We start from the raw sequence: 21,832 nt of genomic DNA, 5'->3' as shown, positions 1-21,832 counted from the left end.
TAAGAGGATTTCCACATGCAACTGATCCTTCTGGAAAAAATCGCCAACCTGGGCAACCTGGGCGACAAAGTAAACGTTAAGGCCGGTTACGGCCGTAACTACCTGCTGCCTTTCGGCAAAGCTACCGCTGCGACCGCTGCCAACCTGGCTGCGTTCGAAGAGCGTCGTGCTGAGCTGGAAAAAGCTGCCGCAGACCGTAAAGCATCGGCTGAAAGCCGTGCTGCCCAACTGGCCGAGCTGGAAGTGACCATCACTGCCACCGCTGGCGACGAAGGCAAGCTGTTCGGTTCGATCGGTACTCACGACATCGCTGACGCTCTGACCGCCTCCGGCGTTGAAGTTGCGAAAAGCGAAGTTCGTCTGCCGAACGGCACCATCCGCAACGTGGGTGAATTCGACGTGGCTGTGCACCTGCACGCCGAAGTTGAAGCCACCGTACGCGTTGTTGTGGTAGCAGCTTAAGCAACGCCGATCGGCTGGCGGCTTGTCCGTCAGACGGTTAACATCGGGCACGATCCTGTTTACAGGTCGTGCCCTTTGTCTTTCTGAATTCCCTGTTTTTCCAAACAATACAAGTGGCCATGAACGATATCTCCGCTCCCGAGCAATACGATCTGCAAACCGCTGCCCTGAAGGTGCCGCCGCATTCCATCGAAGCCGAACAGGCTGTACTCGGTGGTCTGATGCTGGACAACAACGCCTGGGAACGCGTGCTCGATCAAGTCTCCGACGGCGATTTCTATCGACATGACCACCGTCTGATTTTCCGGGCGATCGCCAAGCTGGCCGATCAGAACATGCCGATCGACGTCGTGACCCTGTCCGAACAACTGGACAAGGAAGGTCAGACCTCGCAAGTCGGTGGTCTCGGTTACCTTGGCGAACTGGCGAAAAACACGCCGTCCGTCGCCAACATCAAGGCGTATGCGCAGATCGTTCGCGAACGAGCGACCTTGCGTCAGTTGATCGGCATCAGCACCGAAATCGCCGACAGCGCCTTCAATCCGGAAGGCCGCACCGCCGCCGAGATCCTCGACGAAGCCGAACGGCAGATCTTCCAGATTGCCGAGGCCAGGCCAAAAACCGGTGGCCCGGTGGGTGTGAACGACTTGCTGACCAAGGCCATCGACCGCATCGACACCTTGTTCAACACTGACAACGCCATCACTGGCTTGTCCACCGGCTACACCGACCTCGACGAGAAGACCAGCGGCCTGCAGCCGTCCGACTTGATCATCGTCGCCGGCCGTCCGTCGATGGGTAAAACCACCTTCGCGATGAACCTGGTGGAAAACGCCGTGTTGCGCAGCGAGAAGGCGGTTCTGGTGTACTCCCTCGAGATGCCAGGCGAATCGCTGATCATGCGTATGCTCTCCTCGCTGGGGCGCATCGATCAGACCAAAGTGCGTTCCGGTCAACTGGAAGACGATGACTGGCCGCGCCTGACTTCTGCGGTCAACCTGCTCAACGACCGCAAGCTGTTCATCGATGACACCGCCGGTATCAGCCCGTCGGAAATGCGTGCGCGGACCCGGCGCCTGGTGCGTGAACACGGCGACGTCGGCCTGATCATGATCGACTACCTGCAACTGATGCAGATCCCCGGTTCCAGCGGCGATAACCGGACCAACGAGATTTCCGAGATCTCGCGATCCCTGAAAGCGCTGGCCAAGGAGTTCAACTGCCCGGTAGTCGCCCTGTCGCAGCTCAACCGTTCCCTCGAACAGCGTCCCAACAAGCGTCCGGTGAACTCCGACTTGCGGGAATCCGGAGCGATCGAGCAGGACGCCGACGTGATCATGTTCGTGTACCGCGACGAGGTGTATCACCCGGAAACCGAACACAAGGGCATCGCCGAAATCATCATCGGCAAGCAGCGTAACGGCCCGATCGGTTTTATCCGCCTGGCGTTCATCGGCAAATACACCCGTTTCGAAAACCTTGCGCCCGGCAGCTACAACTTCGACGACGACGAATGAGTGTTGGCCGAAGTCATTCGGCCAACACCCGCTCTTGCGCTGTGTTACGTGCTTTCGCCCGCGGGTTCTTCGACGTTGTCGCGGGTCGCATGCCCGGCCAGTTCCAGCCGGGTCAGCGTTTCGATCAAGGCGGCTTCCTCGATCGCAAGCGGCGCTTGCAGCGCTCTGGATTGCGCGTCGTATTCGGCAAACGATAGTTCGTTGGCAGCGTAAGACTCATCGAGTGTCGCCTGGCGGTCCTGAAACGGCTGACGCTGAGCTTCGAACTGCGATTGGTATTTGTGGATGACAAACTCCTGCCAGAACTCTCTCGATAACAGAGCCTGAAATTCTTCGGGCGAGTTATCCAGTGCGATGATTTTTTCGTATGCGGCATCCATCTGTGCTTTTGACACATTGACCAGATGCCCGAAACCCATTCGCTCGGGCTGCCCCGGCAGTTGCAAACGGTCTTTCAGACCGTGGCGATAAAAAAGCCTGATTTCGACTTCTTCTGAGACATGCGGGGCTGCAAGCGCCTGAGCCTCCTGGCCCTGCCTGGATTCGAGGATGCTCGCCTCTCGTTGCGCAATGTCCGCCGATGCGATTTTGTCGACCTCATGCAAGCGAAACAAGGCCTTGGACAGTGCGGCAAGTTGCGGGCCTTGTGCCTGATCCCGAGCCAGGCTGCGAGCGTTATGCATCATCATCCGGGTTTCCAGATTGGCGAACGTGAAGGCTGCCCGATCGCAGCAGGCTGCCTCGCCTGACCGTTCGAACAGTTCGCTGCGCAGGCGTTCGGATTGCGGGTTGTTTTCGGTAATGCTGTCGATCAGTTTCCAGACCCGTTGTTGAAGGTCGTTATGGCCGGCGGGAACATGCAGCAGACGGGCAAGGGTATTGAACAGCCCATCGGAGCCTTGCTGGTTACGCAGTGTTCGCCATTGGGCTCTTCGGGTTGACAGCAGATCGGTTGGCATCCCGACTGTCCAGCGAGCCATTGGGTTGTCGGTGGTGACCCGGCGCCCAATAGGGGCGTGGCCGTCCGCCGTGTCGAGCAGGTTGTTCCGGCCGGTCAGCGGCATCTCTGCCTCAATCAGTCGGTCGTTGTAATGGTTCAGCCGGGTACGTGTCTCTGCCGACAGTGGATTGTCGGTGATGTTGGTCACGTTGTTGACGCGAGCCGTGTGTGCAAGTCGCTCGTCCGGCGGGGCAATGACGGAATCGGGGATTTCCTCGATCCGGTTGTTGCTCAGGTTAACGGTATCCAATAGGGGTTGATCGGCAATGCCGGCAGGAAAGGTGTCGATGCCTGTGTTGGCCAGATTGATTGAGCGCATGTCGATTATCCGGCTGAAATCCGGGGCGATGGCCAATTGTGGATTGTCATGCAGCCACAATGCTCGCAGTGTTGTGCGTTCTGACAAAGCGCGGGCGGTGTCGTCCGTCAGGACGATCTGGTTGTTCTGCAGAAACAGTCGGGTCAGACCGTTCATTTCTCCAGCGGCGGGCGGCAATTCGCGCAGTTGATTGCGTGAAAGATCCAGCCAGCGTACGTGGCGAAAACGGGTCAGAAAGCCTTCCGGCGATGTGCTCAGGCCCATATTGCTCAGGTTGAGCGAGCCGACGTGACTGAAGTCTGCGTCGATATCCGGCAGGCTTTGCAGCCTCAGACCGCGCAGGTCCAGCTCAAGTCCGATGGGGGTCCTGTCATTGGCCAGTTTTTGCGGAGTTTCACGTCGCCAGCAACTGATGATCCGCTGGCTTGCCGTGGTGCGATCGTTGCGAGTCTCGGCGTTGATCAACACCTGATTCGCGCGAAGATAACCCTGACGGTTGCCACCTCCCGAAAAAACCCACGCGTCCAGATGGGTTTTCAGTGTGGTGAATTCTCGTTCGAGGCTGGCCAGCCTTGTACCGGCAGTGCCTTGGTCAAGGTTCCACAGATACTCTCTGCACACCTTGATGCTTTTGTTCGGATAGAGACGGCGATATCGCTGCGCTCGAGAGTTGTCGCTATCGAAAGCAGCGGGATGCGCAGCATCCAACAGTTGCGGGTGCGCAACGTGCACACGTCGCCAGTAGCCGTCGAACTTTCTCCAGTAACCCGATGGAAAATCATTGCCCTCCAGTAACGTAGCGCCGTTGATACGAGCGATCGAGGCCAACTGCTCGGGAGCGGGGTTGATGTTTGCCTGCGGCACTTGCGTCAAGTGGTTATTGCGCAAATCAAGGCCCGCCAAAGCAGTTTTGCCCAGCAGGCCGGTCGGCCACTGATCGATTCCCGTACTGTTCAAGTCAAGGCTTGTCAGCTCGGACATGGCGCTGAAGTCGGGGGACGTTTTCAGCGGGTTCTGCGAAAGATTGACGATCTGCAGCCGGCTCAGGGTGCTCAGTGCAGCAGCACTTTGCGCATCCAGCTCAAGGTTGTTGGCGCTCAGATCCAGTCGGGTCAGCTTGTTCATATCGTTCACGCTGGCTGGCAGCTTTTGAAGATTGGAACGGTTGATGGACAGGCTTTCCAGATTGGTAAAGTTGGCCAGGAAGGTGTCGCCGCTATCCGACCAGTTCATTTCTTGCAGATCGAGCATCCGGACATGACTGAAATCCGCCGTCAGGGCGGGCAGTGGCCCACTGCCGGGCGGAAGTCTGAGCATTTCCCCCGACTCCCGTAGCCAGCAGGCCTTGATGATTCTGGCGACACGTTGCGGTGCCCATCGTCTTGCTGTGGCGGCGTCGATGGAGCCTTGGTATTGATGGCCGGCGACATAATCTTCCAGCTGCGTTTCAAGCAGGTCGAAATCCTGCAGGCGGCGAGTCAGTTCCTGATCTCCCAATTGCAGAACGTAATCCTTCGCCGCTTGCACATCCTTGCCCGGGTACATCCGCTGCACCGCGGTCAGCTGGGGAATATTTTCGACCAGCCTGAGACCCTGTGGATGAGCAGCGCCAGACAATGCAGGATGATCCGCAGCGAGGCGGCGCCAATACAGTTCCAGGGTTTTCCAATAGCCGGGAGCAAAGGCGTTGCCCTCAATAAGGGTGACGCCGTTAAGTCTGACGGTGGCCTCGAGCTGCGCGGCGGGGGGATCGAGCAGCGTCTGGGGCACTTCCTGCAATTGGTTATTGCGCAAATCGACGATTTGCAGACCGGTCTGGTGGCGCAAACCTGTTGGCCACTGATCCAGTTGCGAATTGTTCAGGTTCAACACTTTCAACCCGGTGAGCGCGCTGAAGTCGGGCGTCACGCTCAGCGGATTGTTCGACAGGTTGATGGTTTCAAGATTGCTGAGAGACGTGAGTGCAGCGGCGCTTGGTGTGTCCAGCCGGATCCGGTTGGCACTCAAATCCAATGTTCTCAGGTCGCCCATCTGCGCGACGGCTGCCGGCAGTTTATCCAGCGTGGCGCGGGTGACCGTCAATTGCTCCAGGCGCGAGAATCCGCTGAGAAAAGTGTCGGCTGCGGGCGTCCAGGTGATGGAGTCCAGAGCCAGTTCCCGGACATGGCTGAAATCAGCCTGCAATGCCGGCAGTGGGCCGCTGCCAGGCTCAAGCTTCAATGACGTCCCGGTCTCTCGGCGAAAGCAGCGTTTTATTTCGTGGGTGACGTGTTCTGCCCAGTCTTTTGCTATTGCTGGCGTCGAAGATGATTCTTTGCTCCAGAGCGTCAGTTGATGCTTGAGCGTTTTGTATTCGGTTTCGCGTCGACTCAACCCGCCTTCGATGTCGCTGCCCAGCGAGCGGATGTAAGCGCCAATCTGTTCCTCACTCATGGCGCGGAACAGCCTCTTTGCGCGAGCGTGTGGACTGCGCAGCCGATTGATGATGGCGGCAACCCGGTCTGCCAATTGTCGATGAGCAGGGCGTACGTGCCCGCCACCGGGCCGGGGCAATCCACGATTGCTTGGCGTGGCCGACGTAGACGGGGCTGGTTGGGGGCGTTCCTGTGGGTGCCAGAGCCCGCTTTCGGTGTCACGCAGCAGCACCGGGCCGAGCGCTTCCAGATCGGTTGATAAGCGGGCTCGATACTGTCGGGTCTGCGTGTCGACTCCGACAAGCACCGTGCCGCCGTTGGGGACATCGACGTAACGTCGCCCCCTGTGCACCCGGAAACCCTCAGCGTTTGGACCTTGCAGGTCAGCGGGGGTGGCAATCCAGTAATGTTCCAGTGGCCATTGCTCACGCGTGATCGCGGCTATTGGTGGCGCTGACTCACTGATCGTTACCGCCGGTATTGGCGCGATGCTATCGAGGCTGGCGTCGCTCGCGGGTCTGCCGAGCCCCTCACGGTTCAGCGTTCCTCGTGAGCTCGATGGGCCGAAATCGACATGCGGTGGTGTCTCGGGCCTTGCTGTTTCCGATCCTTGCCGGGTCGGTCGTACGGGGCTTTCAACGGTGCCTTTGAGAGGCAGTCGTGGTGACATTTTTTCTTCCTTGCAGGTTTGCTATCAGGGCCCGCGAACGGGCGCCGACAGCGTTCGGCGTCATTGCCTGGTGGTTGTCACAGGGTCGCAAGCGCGGCGCTCGGGCGTGGTCCTTTACTCGGCAAGCGCCGCAGCGTTGTCTGCCAATGTGAATATTTTGTGCGCTGTTTTGCCATCGAACCTCTCTCGCCAGATCGGCACATGCACCAGACCGGCCAGTTCATCGCGGCGTTGCGACTCGATCCCGCGTTTGCTCTGTTCCAGGGTTTTCAGGTGGCTGCCCTTGATAGTGAAGTTCAGCGGGTGGCTGTCCTGCTTGTCATAGTGGAAGTGGGCTTGCCACAACGGTCCGCCGTCAGCGCGATCAGAGATGGCGTAAACGTCGAGGAATGACTTGTCCTTGCCTTTGCCCAACGCCTTGCGATCAACGGTCTTGCTCACATTGAGCTCGGCGCGATCCAGCAGATAATTCAGGCGCATGATGTCCAGCACGTCTTTGTTCTTGTACATCCGCACCAGAATCTCTTGCCCTCGGCTGGTCAATGAGTCGGCTGCGGTTCGCAGGCGTGCGGCCAAATCGATGATCCCTCTATCTTCGCCCTCGCTTGCGTGGTCCTCCAGCCGTCTGGCCTGCTCGTTGAGCAAATCGCTTTCCTTGCCCAGACTTTCGATGATCTCTGTCGGGTTGGTTTTTCTGGCTTCTTGGGCGCTCGCATCGAGCATGTGATGCTCATGGCTGGCCAGTAACCGGATTGCCTCGGCGACCAGTTGCGAGCGTGGTACGCGGACAATCGGCGGGAGCACCGGCAGCCATTCGTCTTGTCTTTTTTCGTAGCGCCTGGGCGGTGAGTCTGGCCGCAACGGGTCGGGAACCTTGATGATGATGCTCCCGTCCGGGGCGGTTTCAGTCTCCCCGACCAGTACCCTGTAAGTGCCGTGCTGACGGGTTCGGAACATCTTCTTGGCGGGGGCGGGACGGCTTGTATCGGCGTAGACCGGTTGCGTCGGAATGAAGTCGAAATCAATGTCCTGATCGAGGCTCGGCAGATCGGATCGGCGCATCGAAACGTCAAGAATTTCAGTCAGTTTGCCTTCGATTTTCTTTTCGATCGGATCGATCAGAGCAATGATCTCCTCAAGGTATTGGCTCCTCGGGCTTTGCGAGCTCAGCAGCATTTCAAAGCGGCTACGGTCTCCTTTCAACTGATCAATAGCCAGCAGCAGCGCCATGGGATGCTCGCGCTCTGGAACATTGCCCAGATCCCCGGTAATCAAGTCGAGGGCTGATAGCGAGGGCATGGTCGTGTCTGGCGGCTGGTCGGGAGTGCCGGCAAACAGGTGCACATAAAGAGCCAGTTTGTTGAAGTTGATGCGATCCGCTGCGGGTACCTGCCGGCCAAGTTCAGTCAGTTGCGCGGCCGCTCCGGGAGACGCTTTTCTGATCTGTTCCATCACCACCTGGCGCTCGTCGAGAATCTTTAGTTTCTTGTTCAGGTGAGTGATGATTTTCCTGCAATTGTCGGCACTCATGTCTGTCACCTCAGGCCTGGTTCTGAGGTCCATGACGGCCATGAGCCTGTTGAGGTATTCGACGCGTTCTATCCGGAAAGTATGCAGTTCTTCCTTGAATAGCCCGCCTGCCTTGAGGATGGTCATCCAGTCCTTGTTGTCGACGAGCGACTGAACAAAGGCCGTTTGCTTTCTGATGTGCTTGAGCAAATGCACCTCAACGGCGACCAGGGCCGCGGTCCTGGCAGGGCCATCCGCCTGTTGTCGGGCCCGGCTCCAGAGGGTGTCGTACTGCGTGGATGATTCGATCAGGGCGGTGTGGGCATTCTGGAAGGGTTCATAGCGTTGCATCAGGAGGGCCATTTTGGCCTGCGTCGAGTCATTGCGGGGCATGCCACCCCTCAGCCCCGTAAGTACAGAAACCCAGACGTTTGCCTCGTTGCGAGTGATCGCCCGGGTTTCGCCGCTGCGACTGGCGCGGTAGATGTTCGCGCTGTCGGTGGCCACCGGATCCCTGGGGTTAACGATACGCCACACCTTGTACGCCGGGCTCGACGCATCGAGATCTTGCATCACCTGATACGCGTGGTTGTGGATGATCACGTAGAGCTTGCCGTCGTGGCGAAACAAACCATCGCTGCCGGGCTCGGCTGTGCGCAAATCCAGATCAGTGCGAAACGGCTGAAGGCTTGCGTCGGTGGGCGGGACGTTGCCGGCGTCAACATCATAGAGTGGGTGCCAGACGCCACTGTCGACGTCGCGTAAAAGCAGCGGCCCAGAGGGGTGCAGTTCGCTCGATAGCCGGGCCCGGTACAGTCCCGTGTCCGGCTGCACTGCGACCAGAACGATGCCGCCATCGGGGACGTCGACGTACAGCCGTTTGTTGTACACCCTGAATCCTTCGCTGTCGGCAGGCGGCAGTTTTGCCGTGGTACTGACCCAGTAATGCTTTAGCGGCTGATCGGTGACGAGACGAACTTCAGCGGGGGCTGGGGTCGGGCGAATCATGACAGTCGCTGCTGGCAGGATCGCATCGGGATCTTCGACGCCGGGTGGCGGGGTCCGCGGTTTCGGAGTTTCGCCATGAAGCCACGGATCGAGGCCTTTGCGGGCCGGCGTATCTGGCGTCCTTGTGTCGCCGTCCACCGGTCGATTCGAGCGGATATGGACGTCCACGTCCACGTAGGCGGTGCCATTGCGAGGCGGTTTTACTGCCATGTTTCTTCATCCTTGAAAAAGTGGCGGCTGCAGCACCCGTTCATCGAGTATTGCAAGGCATTCAGCGTCATTGCCGCTGTCTGGCGGGTTGAAAGTCACCGGAGATTTTCTGCTCGAAGTGCGCAGAGCGGGTTGTCGTTAGAAACCGACCATTGCCGTCGGAATTGGTCAAAATTTGTGCTATATTCCGCGCCCGCGATTTTTCACTTCAACACCGGTCGTCGACATGCAAGCAGCCAAGCCGTTATTTGACTATCCAAAATATTGGGCCGAATGTTTCGGGCCAGCGCCATTCCTGCCGATGAGCAGGGAGGAGATGGATCAGCTTGGCTGGGATTCGTGCGACATCATCATTGTTACCGGTGATGCCTACGTCGATCACCCGTCGTTCGGCATGGCGATCATTGGCCGGCTGCTGGAGTCCCAGGGCTTCCGCGTCGGGATCATTGCCCAGCCGAACTGGCAGTCCAAAGACGACTTCATGAAGCTCGGCGAGCCGAACCTGTTCTTCGGGGTTGCGGCGGGCAACATGGACTCGATGATCAACCGCTACACCGCGGACAAGAAAATCCGTTCCGACGATGCCTACACGCCAGGCGGCATGGCCGGCAAGCGTCCGGACCGCGCGAGCCTGGTTTACAGTCAGCGCTGCAAAGAGGCCTACAAGCACGTGCCGATCGTCCTTGGCGGCATCGAAGCCTCCCTGCGCCGCATCGCCCACTACGACTACTGGCAGGATCGCGTGCGTAACTCGATCCTGATCGACGCCAGCGCCGACATTCTGCTGTACGGCAACGCCGAGCGCGCGATTGTCGAAGTCGCCCAGCGTCTGTCCTACGGCCACAAGATCGAAGACATCACCGACGTGCGCGGCACCGCGTTCATCCGTCGCGATACGCCGAAAGACTGGTACGAAGTCGACTCCACGCGTATCGACCGTCCGGGCAAGGTCGACAAGATCATCAACCCGTACGTGAACACTCAGGACACCCAGGCCTGCGCCATCGAGCAGGAAAAAGGTCCGGTCGAAGATCCGCAGGAAGCCAAGGTCGTGCAGATCCTGGCCAGCCCGCGCATGACCCGCGACAAGACCGTGATTCGCCTGCCATCGGTTGAAAAGGTGCGTGGCGACGCCGTTCTGTATGCTCACGCCAACCGCGTGCTGCACCTGGAAACCAACCCGGGCAACGCCCGTGCGCTGGTGCAGAAGCATGGCGAAGTCGACGTCTGGTTCAACCCGCCGCCGATTCCGATGACCACTGAAGAAATGGACTACGTGTTCGGCATGCCTTACGCACGTGTTCCGCACCCGGCGTACGGCAAGGAGAAGATCCCGGCCTACGACATGATCCGTTTCTCGGTGAACATCATGCGTGGCTGCTTCGGTGGCTGCACCTTCTGCTCGATCACCGAGCACGAAGGCCGGATCATCCAGAACCGTTCCGAAGAGTCGATCATTCGCGAAATCGAAGAGATCCGCGACAAGGTGCCAGGCTTCACCGGCGTCATTTCCGACCTCGGCGGCCCGACTGCGAACATGTACCGCATCGCCTGCAAAACACCGGAAATCGAATCGGCGTGCCGCAAGCCTTCCTGCGTGTTCCCGGGCATCTGCCCGAACCTGAACACCGACCATTCGTCGTTGATTCAGCTGTACCGCAGCGCTCGTGCGTTGCCGGGTGTGAAGAAGATCCTGATCGCCTCCGGTCTGCGTTATGACCTCGCGGTCGAGTCGCCGGAATACGTCAAAGAGCTGGTGACCCACCACGTCGGTGGTTACCTGAAGATCGCCCCGGAACACACCGAGGAAGGTCCGCTCAACCAGATGATGAAACCGGGCATTGGCAGCTATGACAAGTTCAAGCGCATGTTCGAGAAGTACACCAAGGAAGCGGGCAAAGAGCAGTACCTGATTCCGTACTTCATCGCCGCCCACCCGGGCACCACCGACGAAGACATGATGAACCTCGCGCTGTGGCTCAAGGGCAACGGTTTCCGCGCTGACCAGGTGCAGGCGTTCTACCCGTCGCCGATGGCCACCGCCACCGCGATGTACCACTCGGGCAAGAACCCGCTGCGCAAGGTCACTTACAAGAGCGACGGCGTGACCATCGTCAAGAGCGAAGAGCAGCGTCGTCTGCACAAGGCGTTCTTGCGTTATCACGACCCGAAAGGCTGGCCGATGCTGCGTGAAGCGCTGATCCGCATGGGCCGTGGCGATCTGATTGGCCCGGGTAAGGATCAACTGATCCCGACCCATCAACCGGCTACCGACAGCTACCAGAGCGCCCGTCGCAAGAACTCGACGCCGGCCGGCAGCCATAAAGTGGCGAAGGAAGGCAAAGAGAAGACCACCAAGATTCTCACTCAGCACACCGGCTTGCCGCCGCGTGCCAGTGATGGTGGTAATCCTTGGGACAAGCGTGAACAGGCCAAGGCGGCGGCGTTCGCCCGCAACCAGCAGGCGGCCAAGGAACGCAAGGACGCCGCGAAAGGCAAAGGGCCGAAGCCGACGCGCAAGCCGGTCGTGCCGCGCTAAACATCGCTTGAGCTGAACAGAACGCCAACCTTCGGGTTGGCGTTTTGCGTTTCTGCCGTTGGATTTATGCAGGCCGCAAGATCCATCCCCCTCACCCCAGCCCTCTCCCCCATGGGGGGCGAGGGGGAAGGGAGCAGATCTCTGTGCCTTTCAAACCTGAGTTCGACTCAATACTTTCAAGTCGGCGTATCTCGAACATCCAACGCGGTCAGTCCCCTCTCCCTCGGGGAGAGGGTTAGGGTGAGGGGCTCTTCGCAACAGATCTCCTTGCTTTTCAAAATCCGGGTTCGACTCAAGACTTTCAAGTCGGCGTATCTCTAACATTCACCTCGGTCAGTCCCCTCTCCCTCTGGGAGAGGGCTAGGGTGAGGGGCTCTTCGCAACATTTACGTGCAATGAGCCCAAACCATTTCCCCGCATCGCCCGATTTTGGTGCTGTACTGCCCTAAGCATTCCGGGAAAGCGCCCAAGCCCTCTGCATGGCATAAGTCTTGCGCGCTTTCGAATACGCTTAGGCTCGCAGGAGGCACGCCGTGTCGATTCATGTCGCATTGCATCACGTCACGCATTACCGCTACGACCGCGCTGTCGAACTCGGCCCGCAGATCGTGCGCCTGCGCCCGGCTGCCCACAGCCGCACGCGGATTTTGTCGTATGCACTGAAAGTCTCGCCCGAGCAGCATTTCATCAATTGGCAGCAAGACCCGCAGGGCAACTACCTCGCGCGCCTGGTGTTCCCCGAGAAAACCAATGAACTGCGCATCGAAGTTGATCTGCTCGCCGAAATGGCCGTGTTCAATCCATTCGATTTCTTCCTCGAACCCTACGCCGAGAAAATCCCTTTCGCCTACGCCGCCGATGAGCGCAAGGAGCTGGCGCCGTACCTCGAAACCCTGCCACTGACGCCGAAGTTCAAAGCCTATCTGGACGCCATCGACCGCACGCCGCTGCCGGCGGTGGACTTCCTCGTGGCGCTCAACCAGCGCTTGAGCGAAGACATCGGTTACCTGATTCGCATGGAACCGGGCGTGCAAACCCCGGAGCACACCCTCGAACATGCCTCCGGCTCCTGTCGGGATTCGGCGTGGCTGCTGGTGCAATTGCTGCGTAACCTCGGGTTGGCGGCGCGATTTGTCTCCGGTTATCTGATTCAACTGACGGCCGACGTGAAAAGTCTCGACGGCCCATCCGGCACTGAAGTGGATTTCACCGACCTGCACGCCTGGTGCGAGGTGTATTTGCCGGGCGCGGGCTGGATCGGCCTCGATGCGACTTCCGGGCTGTTCGCCGGCGAAGGGCATATCCCGTTGGCCTGCAGTCCCGATCCGTCCTCGGCGGCACCGATCAGTGGCCTGGTCGAGCCGTGCGAATGTGTGTTCAGCCACGAAATGTCGGTGGAGCGGATCTGGGAGGCGCCCCGCGTCACCAAGCCCTACACCGATGAGCAATGGCTGGCGATTCAGGCGCTCGGCCGGCAGATCGATGCCGACCTGCTGGCGGATGACGTGCGCCTGACCATGGGCGGCGAGCCGACCTTCGTGTCCATCGATGACCCGGATGGCGCCGAGTGGAACACCGCCGCATTGGGCGCGGACAAGCGCCGGCTCTCCGCCGAACTGTTCCAGCGCATGCGCAAACACTACGCACCGAAAGGCTTGGTGCATTTCGGTCAGGGCAAGTGGTATCCCGGCGAGCAACTGCCGCGCTGGTCGCTCAATTGCTACTGGCGCCGCGACAGCGTGCCGATCTGGCACAACGACGCTTTGATCGCCGACGAGCAACAGGATTACGGCGCCAATGGCGAATTGGCCGGGCGCTTCCTCGCCAGTGTCGCCGAGCGCCTGAAATTGCCTACGCGCTTTGTGTTTCCGGCCTACGAAGACAATTTCTACTACCTCTGGCGCGAGGGCACGTTGCCGAGCAATGTCAGCGCCGAAGATTCACGTCTTGAGGAACCTCTTGAGCGTGCACGCCTGCGCAAGGTCTTCAGTCAGGGCCTGAACAAGGTAATCGGCCAGGTGTTGCCGCTGGCGCGCACGGCCAAGGGTGATCAATGGCAGAGCGGGCGCTGGTACCTGCGTGACGAGCATTGCCGACTGGTGCCGGGGGATTCGCCGTTGGGCTATCGCCTGCCGTTGGGGTCGCAGCCGTGGGTGAAGGCCGCGGAGTATCCGTTTATTCATCCACAGGACCCGAATCAGGATTTCCCCGAGTTGCCGCAAACTGCGCTGCTCAATAGTCCAGGCGAACCGGCAGCGGCTGACGAACGCGTGCCGAAGATCGACGAATCTGCTGACTGGCTGACCCGCACCGCATTCTGCGCCGAGGCGCGGGAGGGGCGGTTGTACCTGTTCATGCCGCCGCTGGAGCGGGTCGAGGATTATCTGGAATTGGTGGCCGCCATCGAAGCGACCGCCGAAGAATTGCATTGCCCGGTGCTGCTGGAAGGCTACGAGCCACCGAGCGATCCGCGTCTGAGCAATTTCCGCATCACCCCGGATCCGGGCGTGATCGAGGTCAACGTGCAACCCTCGGCCACGTGGGACGAATTGGTCGAGCGCACCGAGTTTCTGTATGAAGAGGCGCGCCAGACCCGCCTGACCACCGAAAAATTCATGATCGACGGCCGTCACACTGGCACCGGCGGCGGCAACCATTTCGTTCTCGGTGGGGCGACACCGGCGGATTCGCCGTTCCTGCGTCGCCCCGATCTGCTGCGCAGCCTGATCAGTTACTGGCATAACCATCCGTCATTGTCGTATCTGTTCTCTGGACTGTTCATCGGCCCGACGTCTCAGGCGCCGCGTGTCGATGAGGCGCGCAATGACGCGCTGTACGAACTGGAAATTGCCTTCGCGCAGATGCCCGAACCGGGCGAGGAATGCGCGCCGTGGCTGGTCGATCGACTGCTGCGCAATTTGCTGATCGACGTCACCGGCAACACGCACCGTGCCGAGTTCTGCATCGACAAACTGTATTCGCCTGATGGCGCCACCGGGCGTCTCGGTTTGCTGGAATTGCGTGCGTTCGAAATGCCGCCCCATGCGCGCATGAGCCTGGCCCAGCAGTTGTTGCTGCGGGCACTGGTCGCACGGTTCTGGCGCGAACCTTATGCGCCGCCGAAACTGGCGCGCTGGGGCACCGAACTGCACGATCGTTTCCTGCTGCCGCACTTTATCGAGCAGGATTTTGCCGACGTCATTGTCGAACTGAACAACGCCGGTTATCCGCTGCGCGCGGAATGGTTTGCCGCGCATCTGGAATTTCGTTTTCCCAAGGTCGGCGATTACGCCGTCAACGGCATCGAACTGGAACTGCGGCAGGCGCTGGAACCGTGGCATGTGCTGGGCGAGGAGGGCGCGGCAGGCGGCACGGTGCGTTACGTCGACTCATCGCTGGAGCGCCTGCAGGTCAAGCTCAAAGGCTTGCCGCCGCAGCGTTATCTGCTGACGTGTAACGGCATCGCGGTGCCGTTGCACCCGACCGGACGCGTGGGCGAGTTCGTCGCGGGTGTGCGTTACCGAGCGTGGCAACCCGCCAACTGTTTGCAACCGACAATACCCGTGCACGCACCGCTGGTGTTCGACCTCCTCGACACCTGGATGGGGCGTTCCCTGGGCGGTTGTCAGTACCACGTTGCCCATCCGGGCGGGCGCAATTACGAGACGTTGCCGGTCAACGCCAACGAAGCGGAGAGCCGGCGGATGGCGCGATTCTTCCGCATCGGACACACGCCGGGGAAACTTCCTATACCGAATGTAGAAATCAGTGACGAGCTACCGATGACAATCGATTTACGACGTTTCTAAGGCCTACGCGACACGCGGATTTTTCGTATATCCGGGCGTCATGTGCCTGCGTTAGTCTGACCGTTCCTTGCTGTCTGCCGAGCTTTCCATGCCTGACCTGCTAGACCGCTACCCGCTTACGGCGGGCACTTATCACGAACTGCTCGACGGCAGTGGCGCGGTGCGCCCGCACTGGCGGCGGCTGTTTGATCAGTTGCAACGCAGCACCCCGGCGCAACTGATGCAGCGGCAGGCATTGCTGGCGCGGCAGATTCAGGAAAACGGTGTCACGTATAACGTCTATGCCGATCCCAAAGGCGCGGATCGGCCGTGGGAGCTGGATCTGCTGCCGCATGTGATTGCTGCGGATGAATGGCAGCAACTGTCGGCAGGTATCGCCCAGCGTGCGCGACTGCTCAATGCTGTGCTGGCTGATTTGTATGGGCCGCAACGGCTGATCAGCGAAGGCCTGTTGCCGGCAGAGCTGGTTTTCGGTCACAACAATTTTCTCTGGCCGTGTCAGCATGTCGCGCCGCCGGAAGCGTCGTTTCTGCACCTGTATGCCGTCGATCTGGCGCGCACGCCGGACGGGCGTTGGTGGGTGACCGCCGATCGCACCCAAGCCCCGTCGGGCGCCGGTTATGCCTTGGAAAACCGCACAATCGTGTCGCGCGCGTTTCCCGAGTTGTACCGGGATCTGAAGGTGCAGCATCTGGCCGGGTTCTTCCGCACATTGCAGGAAACCCTCGCGCGACAGGCGCCGTGTGACGATGACGCGCCGCTGGTGGTGCTGCTCACACCGGGGCGCTTCAACGAAAGTTATTTTGAACATCTGTATCTGGCTCGCCAGCTCGGTTATCCGCTGGTCGAGGGCGGTGATCTGACAGTGCGCGATGCCACGGTCTACCTGAAAACCCTCAGTGGCCTGCGTCGGGTGCACGCAGTCATGCGCAGGCTCGATGATGATTTTTGCGACCCGCTGGAACTGCGTACTGACTCGGCACTCGGCGTTCCCGGGTTGCTTGAGGCGGTGCGCCAAGGTCGAGTCCTGGTCGCCAATGCGCTGGGTAGCGGCGTGCTGGAGTCGCCGGGGTTGCTGGGCTTCCTGCCGAAGATCAACCAATACCTGTTTGGTGAAGAGCTGATTTTGCCCTCGATCGCGACGTGGTGGTGTGGTGAGGCGCCAGTGTTGGCCCAAGCCTTGGAAAAACTTCCCGAACTGCTGATCAAACCGGCGTTTCCTTCGCAGAGCTTCGCGCCGGTATTTGGCCGTGATCTGAGTGAAAAACAGCGTCAGGCGCTTGCCGAACGCATGCAGGCGCGTCCTTATGCCTATGTCGCGCAAGAATTGGCTCAGCTGTCCCAGGCGCCGATCTGGCAGGCGGAAAACGCTCAACTGCAACCACGGGCGATCGGTATGCGCATGTACGCCGTGGCCGGTGCTGACGATTATCGCGTGCTTCCGGGTGGTCTCACCCGGGTGGCGGCCGAGGCCGATGCCGAAGTGGTGTCGATGCAGCGTGGTGGGGCGAGCAAAGACACTTGGGTACTGGGTGATCGCCCTCCCAGCGGTGAGCAATGGAAGAGTCAGCGCAACGTTGGGGTCCATGATCTGGTGCGGCGCGATCCGTACCTGCCGTCACGGGTGGTGGAAAACCTGTTCTGGTTCGGCCGTTACTGCGAGCGCTGTGATGACAGTGCGCGGTTACTGCGCATCATGCTCGCGCGTTACGTCGACGGCGACGACCCGCAAGCGTTGCAGGCCGCTGTCGACCTCGGCGAGCGACTGACGCTGCTGCCGGACGAGGGTGAACTGCCGGAGCGTCTGCTGGCGGCACTGCTGGGTGAGGACTGGTCGTTCAGTCTGCGTTCCAACCTGCAGCGTTTGCAGTGGGCGGCCTCACAAGTGCGTGGCAAACTTTCTCGAGAAAACTGGCAGGCGCTGGTGGAGCTGCAACGCGAAGCGACGGAGCTGGACACCGATGAGCCGGATTTCGGCGAGTTGCTGGATTTTCTCAACCGGCTGGTGATGTCGCTGGCGGCGCTGTCCGGGTTTGCCCTGGACGACATGACCCGCGACGAAGGCTGGCGCTTTCTGATGATCGGCCGGCGTATCGAGCGTCTGCAATTTCTCAGCAGCAGTCTGGCGGCGTTTCTGCGTGGCGCTGGGGCGTTCGATCAGGCGGGCCTGGAGTGGTTGCTGGAACTGGGCAACAGCAGCATCACCTATCGCTCACGTTATCTGGCGGTGGCGCAATTGATTCCGGTGCTCGACCTGTTGCTGCTCGATGAGCAGAACCCGCACGCGGTGTTGTTCCAGTTGAAACTGGTGACCCGCACCTTGAAACGTTTGAACGACGATTTCGCTGCGCCAAGGGAGGCCGGACTGCCGCAATTGGTCGAGCGTCTGGCGCGCTTCGATCTGGGATGTCTGGAGAATCCATTATTCGGTGAGTCCAGTGTACGAGCCGCTCTGAATGGTCTGGCGGATCTGCTGCAAGAGATTGCCGAGGCCAGCGGGCAGGTGTCGGATCGTCTGGCCCTGCGCCATTTCGCCCATGTCGATGATGTTAGCCAGCGCACGGTGTCCGTCTGATGAATGCTCGCTACCAGATCCTCCACGACACCTGTTACCACTACGACAGCCCGGTGTCGCTGGCCCAGCAACTGGCGCACTTGTGGCCACGTGAATGCGCCTGGCAGCGCTGCACTGAACAGCAGCTGCTGATCAGCCCGGACCCGACAGCACGCCGCGATGAGCTCGACGTGTTTGGCAATCCGCTGACCCGGCTGGCCTTCGAGCGTCCTCACGATGAATTGCAGGTCAATGCCCGGCTCACCGTTGAGGTGCTGGCGCGGCCGGCGCTGGATTTCAATCAGTCACCGGCCTGGGAATTGACCCGCGATGCACTCACCTACAGCAGCCAGCCGTTGTCCGCTGAGTTGCTCGAAGCCTGTCGCTACCGGTTCCAGTCACCGTACGTGCATTTGAAAAGCCGCTTCGTCGAGTTCTCTCAGAGTTGTTTTGCGCCGGGCAGGCCGTTGCTGTTGGGCGTGCGGGACTTGATGCAGAAGATCTTCAGCGAATTCACCTTCGATGCCGAGGCGACCCAGGTGGCGACGCCGCTGGTGGAAGTGCTGGAGCGACGACGCGGGGTCTGTCAGGACTTCGCGCACTTGATGCTGGCGTGCGTGCGCTCGCGAGGGCTGGCAGCGCGCTACATCAGTGGTTATTTGCTGACGCAGCCACCACCGGGGCAGCCGCGCTTGATCGGCGCCGATGCTTCGCATGCCTGGGTGTCGGTGTTTTGCCCGGTACTGGGCTGGGTGGATTTTGATCCGACCAATAATGTGCAGCCAGCGCTGGAGCACATCACATTGGCGTGGGGGCGGGATTTTTCCGATGTGTCGCCGTTGCGCGGGGTGATTCTGGGCGGCGGCAATCATGATCCGGAAGTGCGCGTCACCGTAATGCCTCTGGATTAACGCCGATCAAACTGTAGGGGGAATTGGGTATTTCGGGGAGGGCTGTGAGGGCCAGCAGTGAAACCGCCAGCCCCGTCACAAATCCGCAGGGTCTGATTCGATCATCAAACCCGGTGGGGTTCAGGCGTCGGGCGCCTGATCTTTCGGTGTTTCGGTTGCATCAACATCATCTTCCGTTGCCACTTCACCCTCAGGGTTCAGTGCTGCTTCTTCAGCGGTTTGTTTCTTGCGCTGAAGCTTTTCCTCTTTCTTCTGTTCCTTTGCCAGGTCTCGTTGACGTTTGGCGAAGGAGTAATTGGGTTTGGCCATGGGCGATCCTCTTGGGTCGAAGGTGAGGTTGAGCGGCGCATATTCTGCCCTGTATCGGTGTCCGGGGGTTAACCGGGTTTTTGCTCGACCCATTTTGGCGTGACGGTCGGCTTCCAGTTATCCAGAGCATCGAGCAGTGCTTGCGGCGATTCGCTCACTTGCAGCATGTCACGGTGTGGCGCGCGAACGAAGCCTTCGCCGACGATATGGTCGAGAAATGCAGTGAGCTTGCTGTAGAAACCGTTCACTTCCAGCAGACCCAGCGGCTTGCCGTGGTAGCCGAGCTGGCCCCAGGTCCAGACTTCGAACAGCTCTTCCAGCGTACCCAGACCACCGGGCAGAGCAATGAACGCGTCGCTTAGCTCAGCCATCCGCGCCTTGCGCGCATGCATGCCGTCGACCACTTCCAGACGGGTCAGGCTTTTGTGGCCGATTTCCTTGTCCATCAGGCTTTGCGGGATGATGCCGATCACTTCGCCGCCGGCAGCCAGTGCCGCATCGGCAACGATGCCCATCAAACCCACGGCGCCGCCGCCATAGACCAGAGTCAGCTTACGTTCGGCCAACGCCTGGCCAAGAGCGACTGCGGCTGCGGTGTACGCCGGAGCAGTGCCGGCGTTGGCACCGCAAAATACACAAACGGATTTCAGAGACATGCCTTCCTCCTGGGTCAATCCGACACAGGGTAATGGCTGGCACGCCTTGATCCAAGGGCTAAACTTCGCGTTCCGGCGATTCAAAGGTGCCGCTGGCACCACAGGCGTAGGCGGCGAGCAAACTGCACAACAGACCGTTAAAGAACATGACAGACACTCCGTCTCAGTAGATGCGCCGATCATAGGGCCGACCGGGGAATCTGGCCGTTAGATTGTCTCGATGAGTGTCATAGCCTGAAAGTTGTATACAATTTTTGACTCAAGTCATAGGAACTTGCGAAGATTTCAGGCAGTCTTTCCACCATTCGTGTTTTTGTTAACCCTGCCTTGGAGATTCACCATGTTTTCCAAAGTTGTTGCGGTATCCCTGCTGGCGCTGGCCAGCAGCCAATTGATGGCTGCCGAGTGCAAAACCACCGTTGACTCCACCGATCAGATGTCCTTCAACACCAAGGAAATCGTGATCGACAAGAGCTGCAAGACCTTCACCGTCGAGCTGACCCACTCCGGCAACCTGCCGAAGAACGTCATGGGCCATAACCTGGTGATCAGCAAAGAAGCTGACATGCAGCCGATCGCTACCGCTGGCCTGGCCGCCGGTATCGACAAGAACTACCTGCCGGAAGGTGATGCGCGCGTTATCGCTCACACCAAGATCATCGGCGCCAAGGAAACCGACTCGGTGACTTTCGATGTGTCGAAGCTGGATGCCGCTGAAAAATACGGCTTCTTCTGCTCGTTCCCGGGCCACATCTCGATGATGAAAGGCACAATCGTCCTGAAGTAACACTGGGTTCAGGTGTCGCAAGAAACGCCGCTGCGCGATGGTCGCCAGCGGCGTTTTTGCGTCTGGCATGGATTTTATTTGAGCTACCTTTCATCCGAAAAGCGCTGTCACCTGTAATTTCTGACAGTAGACCGCTCCTCGAAGTCGGGATTACATGGGTCTTCATTCCAGACGATTGCAAAGAGGATTCACCCATGGACGACAAGCGCAAGAACTCAACCTTGGCCGACCTGAAAATCACTAAAGTGTTTTCAGGTGGGGAGGAGATTGCCAGCGGCGGAAGGACTTTCTCCTCAAGGGCCAACTTCACCGTCACCGGGCCTGCGGACTCTCGTCTTGAGCTCCTTATCGATGATGGGTCGAAATACTATGGCCAGACAAACGTGGCAGGCGACGGATTTTTCCTGATAGATAATCTGCCTGAAGGAAAACATGAATATGTGCTGTCCCATGGGGAGGACGAAACCGATCCATTTGTAATGATCTCGGTAGTAACAAAGCCCTTTATTGAAATGCTGGAAGACTCCAGCGGCGCAGAGGTAGAAAACGGAGGCCAGACTGAAGACACGGATCTGAAGATCAAGGGTTTGGCGAAGACAGGCCAGATAAGGATCTTCAACGGTGCTGCCACTGCGCCGATTGCGACGTTTACGGTGAAACCAGACCGCAGTTGGGATGGCAGTCTCACGCTTGTAACGGGGCAGGTCTATGCACTGAAAGCCAAGGCGGATGATAGAACCGAATCCGACATCTATACCGTTACCATCGGGGAAGTGTCCGAAGGCGAGGTAAAGATTACTTCGCTGAAGGATTCGGAGGGGGGCGAGATCGAAGACGGTGAGACTACCGCAGACACCACACTGACGATCGCCGGCTCGGCGAAGGACGGCGAGGTCAAATTGCTGGATGGAGATAACCCCACTCCGATTAAAACGTTTACGGCAGCGGATGGCACTTGGGGTGGCGAAATCGAGCTCACGGCGGGTAAAACCTATGTGCTGAAAGCCGAGGACGTAGACGGCGAAAAATCCGAGACCCACACCGTGACTGTCAGCGAGGCGTCCGAAGGCGAGGTAAAGATTACTTCGCTGAAGGATTCGGAAGGGGGCGAGATCGAAGACGGTGAGACTACCGCAGACACCACACTGACGATCGCCG

Annotated in this window: 11 protein-coding genes and 1 pseudogene; 8 read left to right on the top strand and 4 right to left on the bottom strand. The window is 59.4% G+C overall.

Going from position 1 to position 21,832, the window contains the following annotated elements; genetic code table 11:
• Nucleotides 1-15 precede the first annotated feature (15 nt).
• The gene (gene rplI, locus ACW9IR_RS12640; protein ID WP_003186385.1) at nucleotides 16-462 is read left to right on the top strand and encodes a 50S ribosomal protein L9; all 447 of its coding nucleotides are present in this window, start codon (nucleotides 16-18) and stop codon (nucleotides 460-462) included.
• Nucleotides 463-581: 119 nt separating this feature from the next.
• A complete protein-coding gene (dnaB, locus tag ACW9IR_RS12635; RefSeq protein ID WP_007915846.1) occupies nucleotides 582-1,979 on the top strand; it encodes a replicative DNA helicase in 1,398 nt (465 codons plus the stop codon).
• 44 nt (nucleotides 1,980-2,023) lie between these two features.
• Here dnaB and ACW9IR_RS12630 read toward each other — a convergent pair whose 3' ends face one another.
• Together ACW9IR_RS12630 and ACW9IR_RS12625 are read right to left on the bottom strand one after the other, a co-directional pair.
• Complete coding sequence (locus ACW9IR_RS12630) at nucleotides 2,024-6,382, bottom strand: NEL-type E3 ubiquitin ligase domain-containing protein (protein WP_457463475.1); 4,359 nt, start codon at nucleotides 6,380-6,382, stop codon at nucleotides 2,024-2,026.
• A gap of 114 nt (nucleotides 6,383-6,496) precedes the next feature.
• Nucleotides 6,497-9,109 (bottom strand): hypothetical protein, encoded by a 2,613-nt coding sequence (locus ACW9IR_RS12625; RefSeq protein ID WP_457463473.1) that lies wholly within the window; start codon nucleotides 9,107-9,109, stop codon nucleotides 6,497-6,499.
• A 226-nt stretch (nucleotides 9,110-9,335) separates the two neighbouring features.
• Between ACW9IR_RS12625 and ACW9IR_RS12620 the strand changes: the two genes are divergently transcribed.
• The 4 genes from ACW9IR_RS12620 to ACW9IR_RS12605 all read left to right on the top strand — a co-directional run bounded on the left by ACW9IR_RS12620 (nucleotide 9,336) and on the right by ACW9IR_RS12605 (nucleotide 18,922).
• A complete protein-coding gene (locus ACW9IR_RS12620) occupies nucleotides 9,336-11,648 on the top strand; it encodes a YgiQ family radical SAM protein (RefSeq protein ID WP_064388640.1) in 2,313 nt (770 codons plus the stop codon).
• 533 nt (nucleotides 11,649-12,181) lie between these two features.
• Nucleotides 12,182-15,457, top strand: coding sequence for a transglutaminase family protein (locus ACW9IR_RS12615; RefSeq protein WP_457463470.1), 3,276 nt, complete (start codon nucleotides 12,182-12,184; stop codon nucleotides 15,455-15,457).
• Between the two features lie 88 nt (nucleotides 15,458-15,545).
• Complete coding sequence (locus ACW9IR_RS12610) at nucleotides 15,546-18,032, top strand: circularly permuted type 2 ATP-grasp protein (RefSeq protein ID WP_102899439.1); 2,487 nt, start codon at nucleotides 15,546-15,548, stop codon at nucleotides 18,030-18,032.
• Nucleotides 18,032-18,922 (top strand): transglutaminase family protein, encoded by an 891-nt coding sequence (locus ACW9IR_RS12605; RefSeq protein ID WP_095121837.1) that lies wholly within the window; start codon nucleotides 18,032-18,034, stop codon nucleotides 18,920-18,922. The genes ACW9IR_RS12610 and ACW9IR_RS12605 overlap by 1 nt, the downstream gene beginning before the upstream one ends.
• A gap of 120 nt (nucleotides 18,923-19,042) precedes the next feature.
• Here the strand turns inward: ACW9IR_RS12605 and ACW9IR_RS12600 are convergent, their stop codons facing one another.
• The gene (locus tag ACW9IR_RS12600) at nucleotides 19,043-19,231 is read right to left on the bottom strand and encodes a hypothetical protein (RefSeq protein WP_095121840.1); all 189 of its coding nucleotides are present in this window, start codon (nucleotides 19,229-19,231) and stop codon (nucleotides 19,043-19,045) included.
• A 68-nt stretch (nucleotides 19,232-19,299) separates the two neighbouring features.
• A complete protein-coding gene (locus ACW9IR_RS12595; RefSeq protein ID WP_102899438.1) occupies nucleotides 19,300-19,887 on the bottom strand; it encodes an LOG family protein in 588 nt (195 codons plus the stop codon).
• A 340-nt stretch (nucleotides 19,888-20,227) separates the two neighbouring features.
• Between ACW9IR_RS12595 and azu the strand changes: the two genes are divergently transcribed.
• Together azu and ACW9IR_RS12585 are read left to right on the top strand one after the other, a co-directional pair.
• Nucleotides 20,228-20,674 carry an azurin gene (gene azu / locus ACW9IR_RS12590; protein ID WP_095121844.1) on the top strand — a complete coding sequence of 149 codons (447 nt, stop codon included), beginning with the start codon at nucleotides 20,228-20,230 and terminating at the stop codon, nucleotides 20,672-20,674.
• A 194-nt stretch (nucleotides 20,675-20,868) separates the two neighbouring features.
• Nucleotides 20,869-21,832, top strand: a pseudogene (locus ACW9IR_RS12585) (hypothetical protein); the annotation flags it as partial.

It is taken from the genome of Pseudomonas sp. SDT291_1_S447 (assembly GCF_054070155.1).
This window is presented reverse-complemented; position numbering and strand designations above follow the sequence as displayed.

Coding starts and splice junctions, on each gene's coding strand:
- ACW9IR_RS12600 (WP_095121840.1), bottom strand. CDS start 19,231: ATGGCCAAACCCAATTACTCCTTCGCCAAACGTCAACGAGACCTGGCA.
- dnaB (WP_007915846.1), top strand. CDS start 582: ATGAACGATATCTCCGCTCCCGAGCAATACGATCTGCAAACCGCTGCC.
- rplI (WP_003186385.1), top strand. CDS start 16: ATGCAACTGATCCTTCTGGAAAAAATCGCCAACCTGGGCAACCTGGGC.
- ACW9IR_RS12610 (WP_102899439.1), top strand. CDS start 15,546: ATGCCTGACCTGCTAGACCGCTACCCGCTTACGGCGGGCACTTATCAC.
- ACW9IR_RS12630 (WP_457463475.1), bottom strand. CDS start 6,382: ATGTCACCACGACTGCCTCTCAAAGGCACCGTTGAAAGCCCCGTACGA.
- ACW9IR_RS12595 (WP_102899438.1), bottom strand. CDS start 19,887: ATGTCTCTGAAATCCGTTTGTGTATTTTGCGGTGCCAACGCCGGCACT.
- azu (WP_095121844.1), top strand. CDS start 20,228: ATGTTTTCCAAAGTTGTTGCGGTATCCCTGCTGGCGCTGGCCAGCAGC.
- ACW9IR_RS12620 (WP_064388640.1), top strand. CDS start 9,336: ATGCAAGCAGCCAAGCCGTTATTTGACTATCCAAAATATTGGGCCGAA.
- ACW9IR_RS12605 (WP_095121837.1), top strand. CDS start 18,032: ATGAATGCTCGCTACCAGATCCTCCACGACACCTGTTACCACTACGAC.
- ACW9IR_RS12625 (WP_457463473.1), bottom strand. CDS start 9,109: ATGGCAGTAAAACCGCCTCGCAATGGCACCGCCTACGTGGACGTGGAC.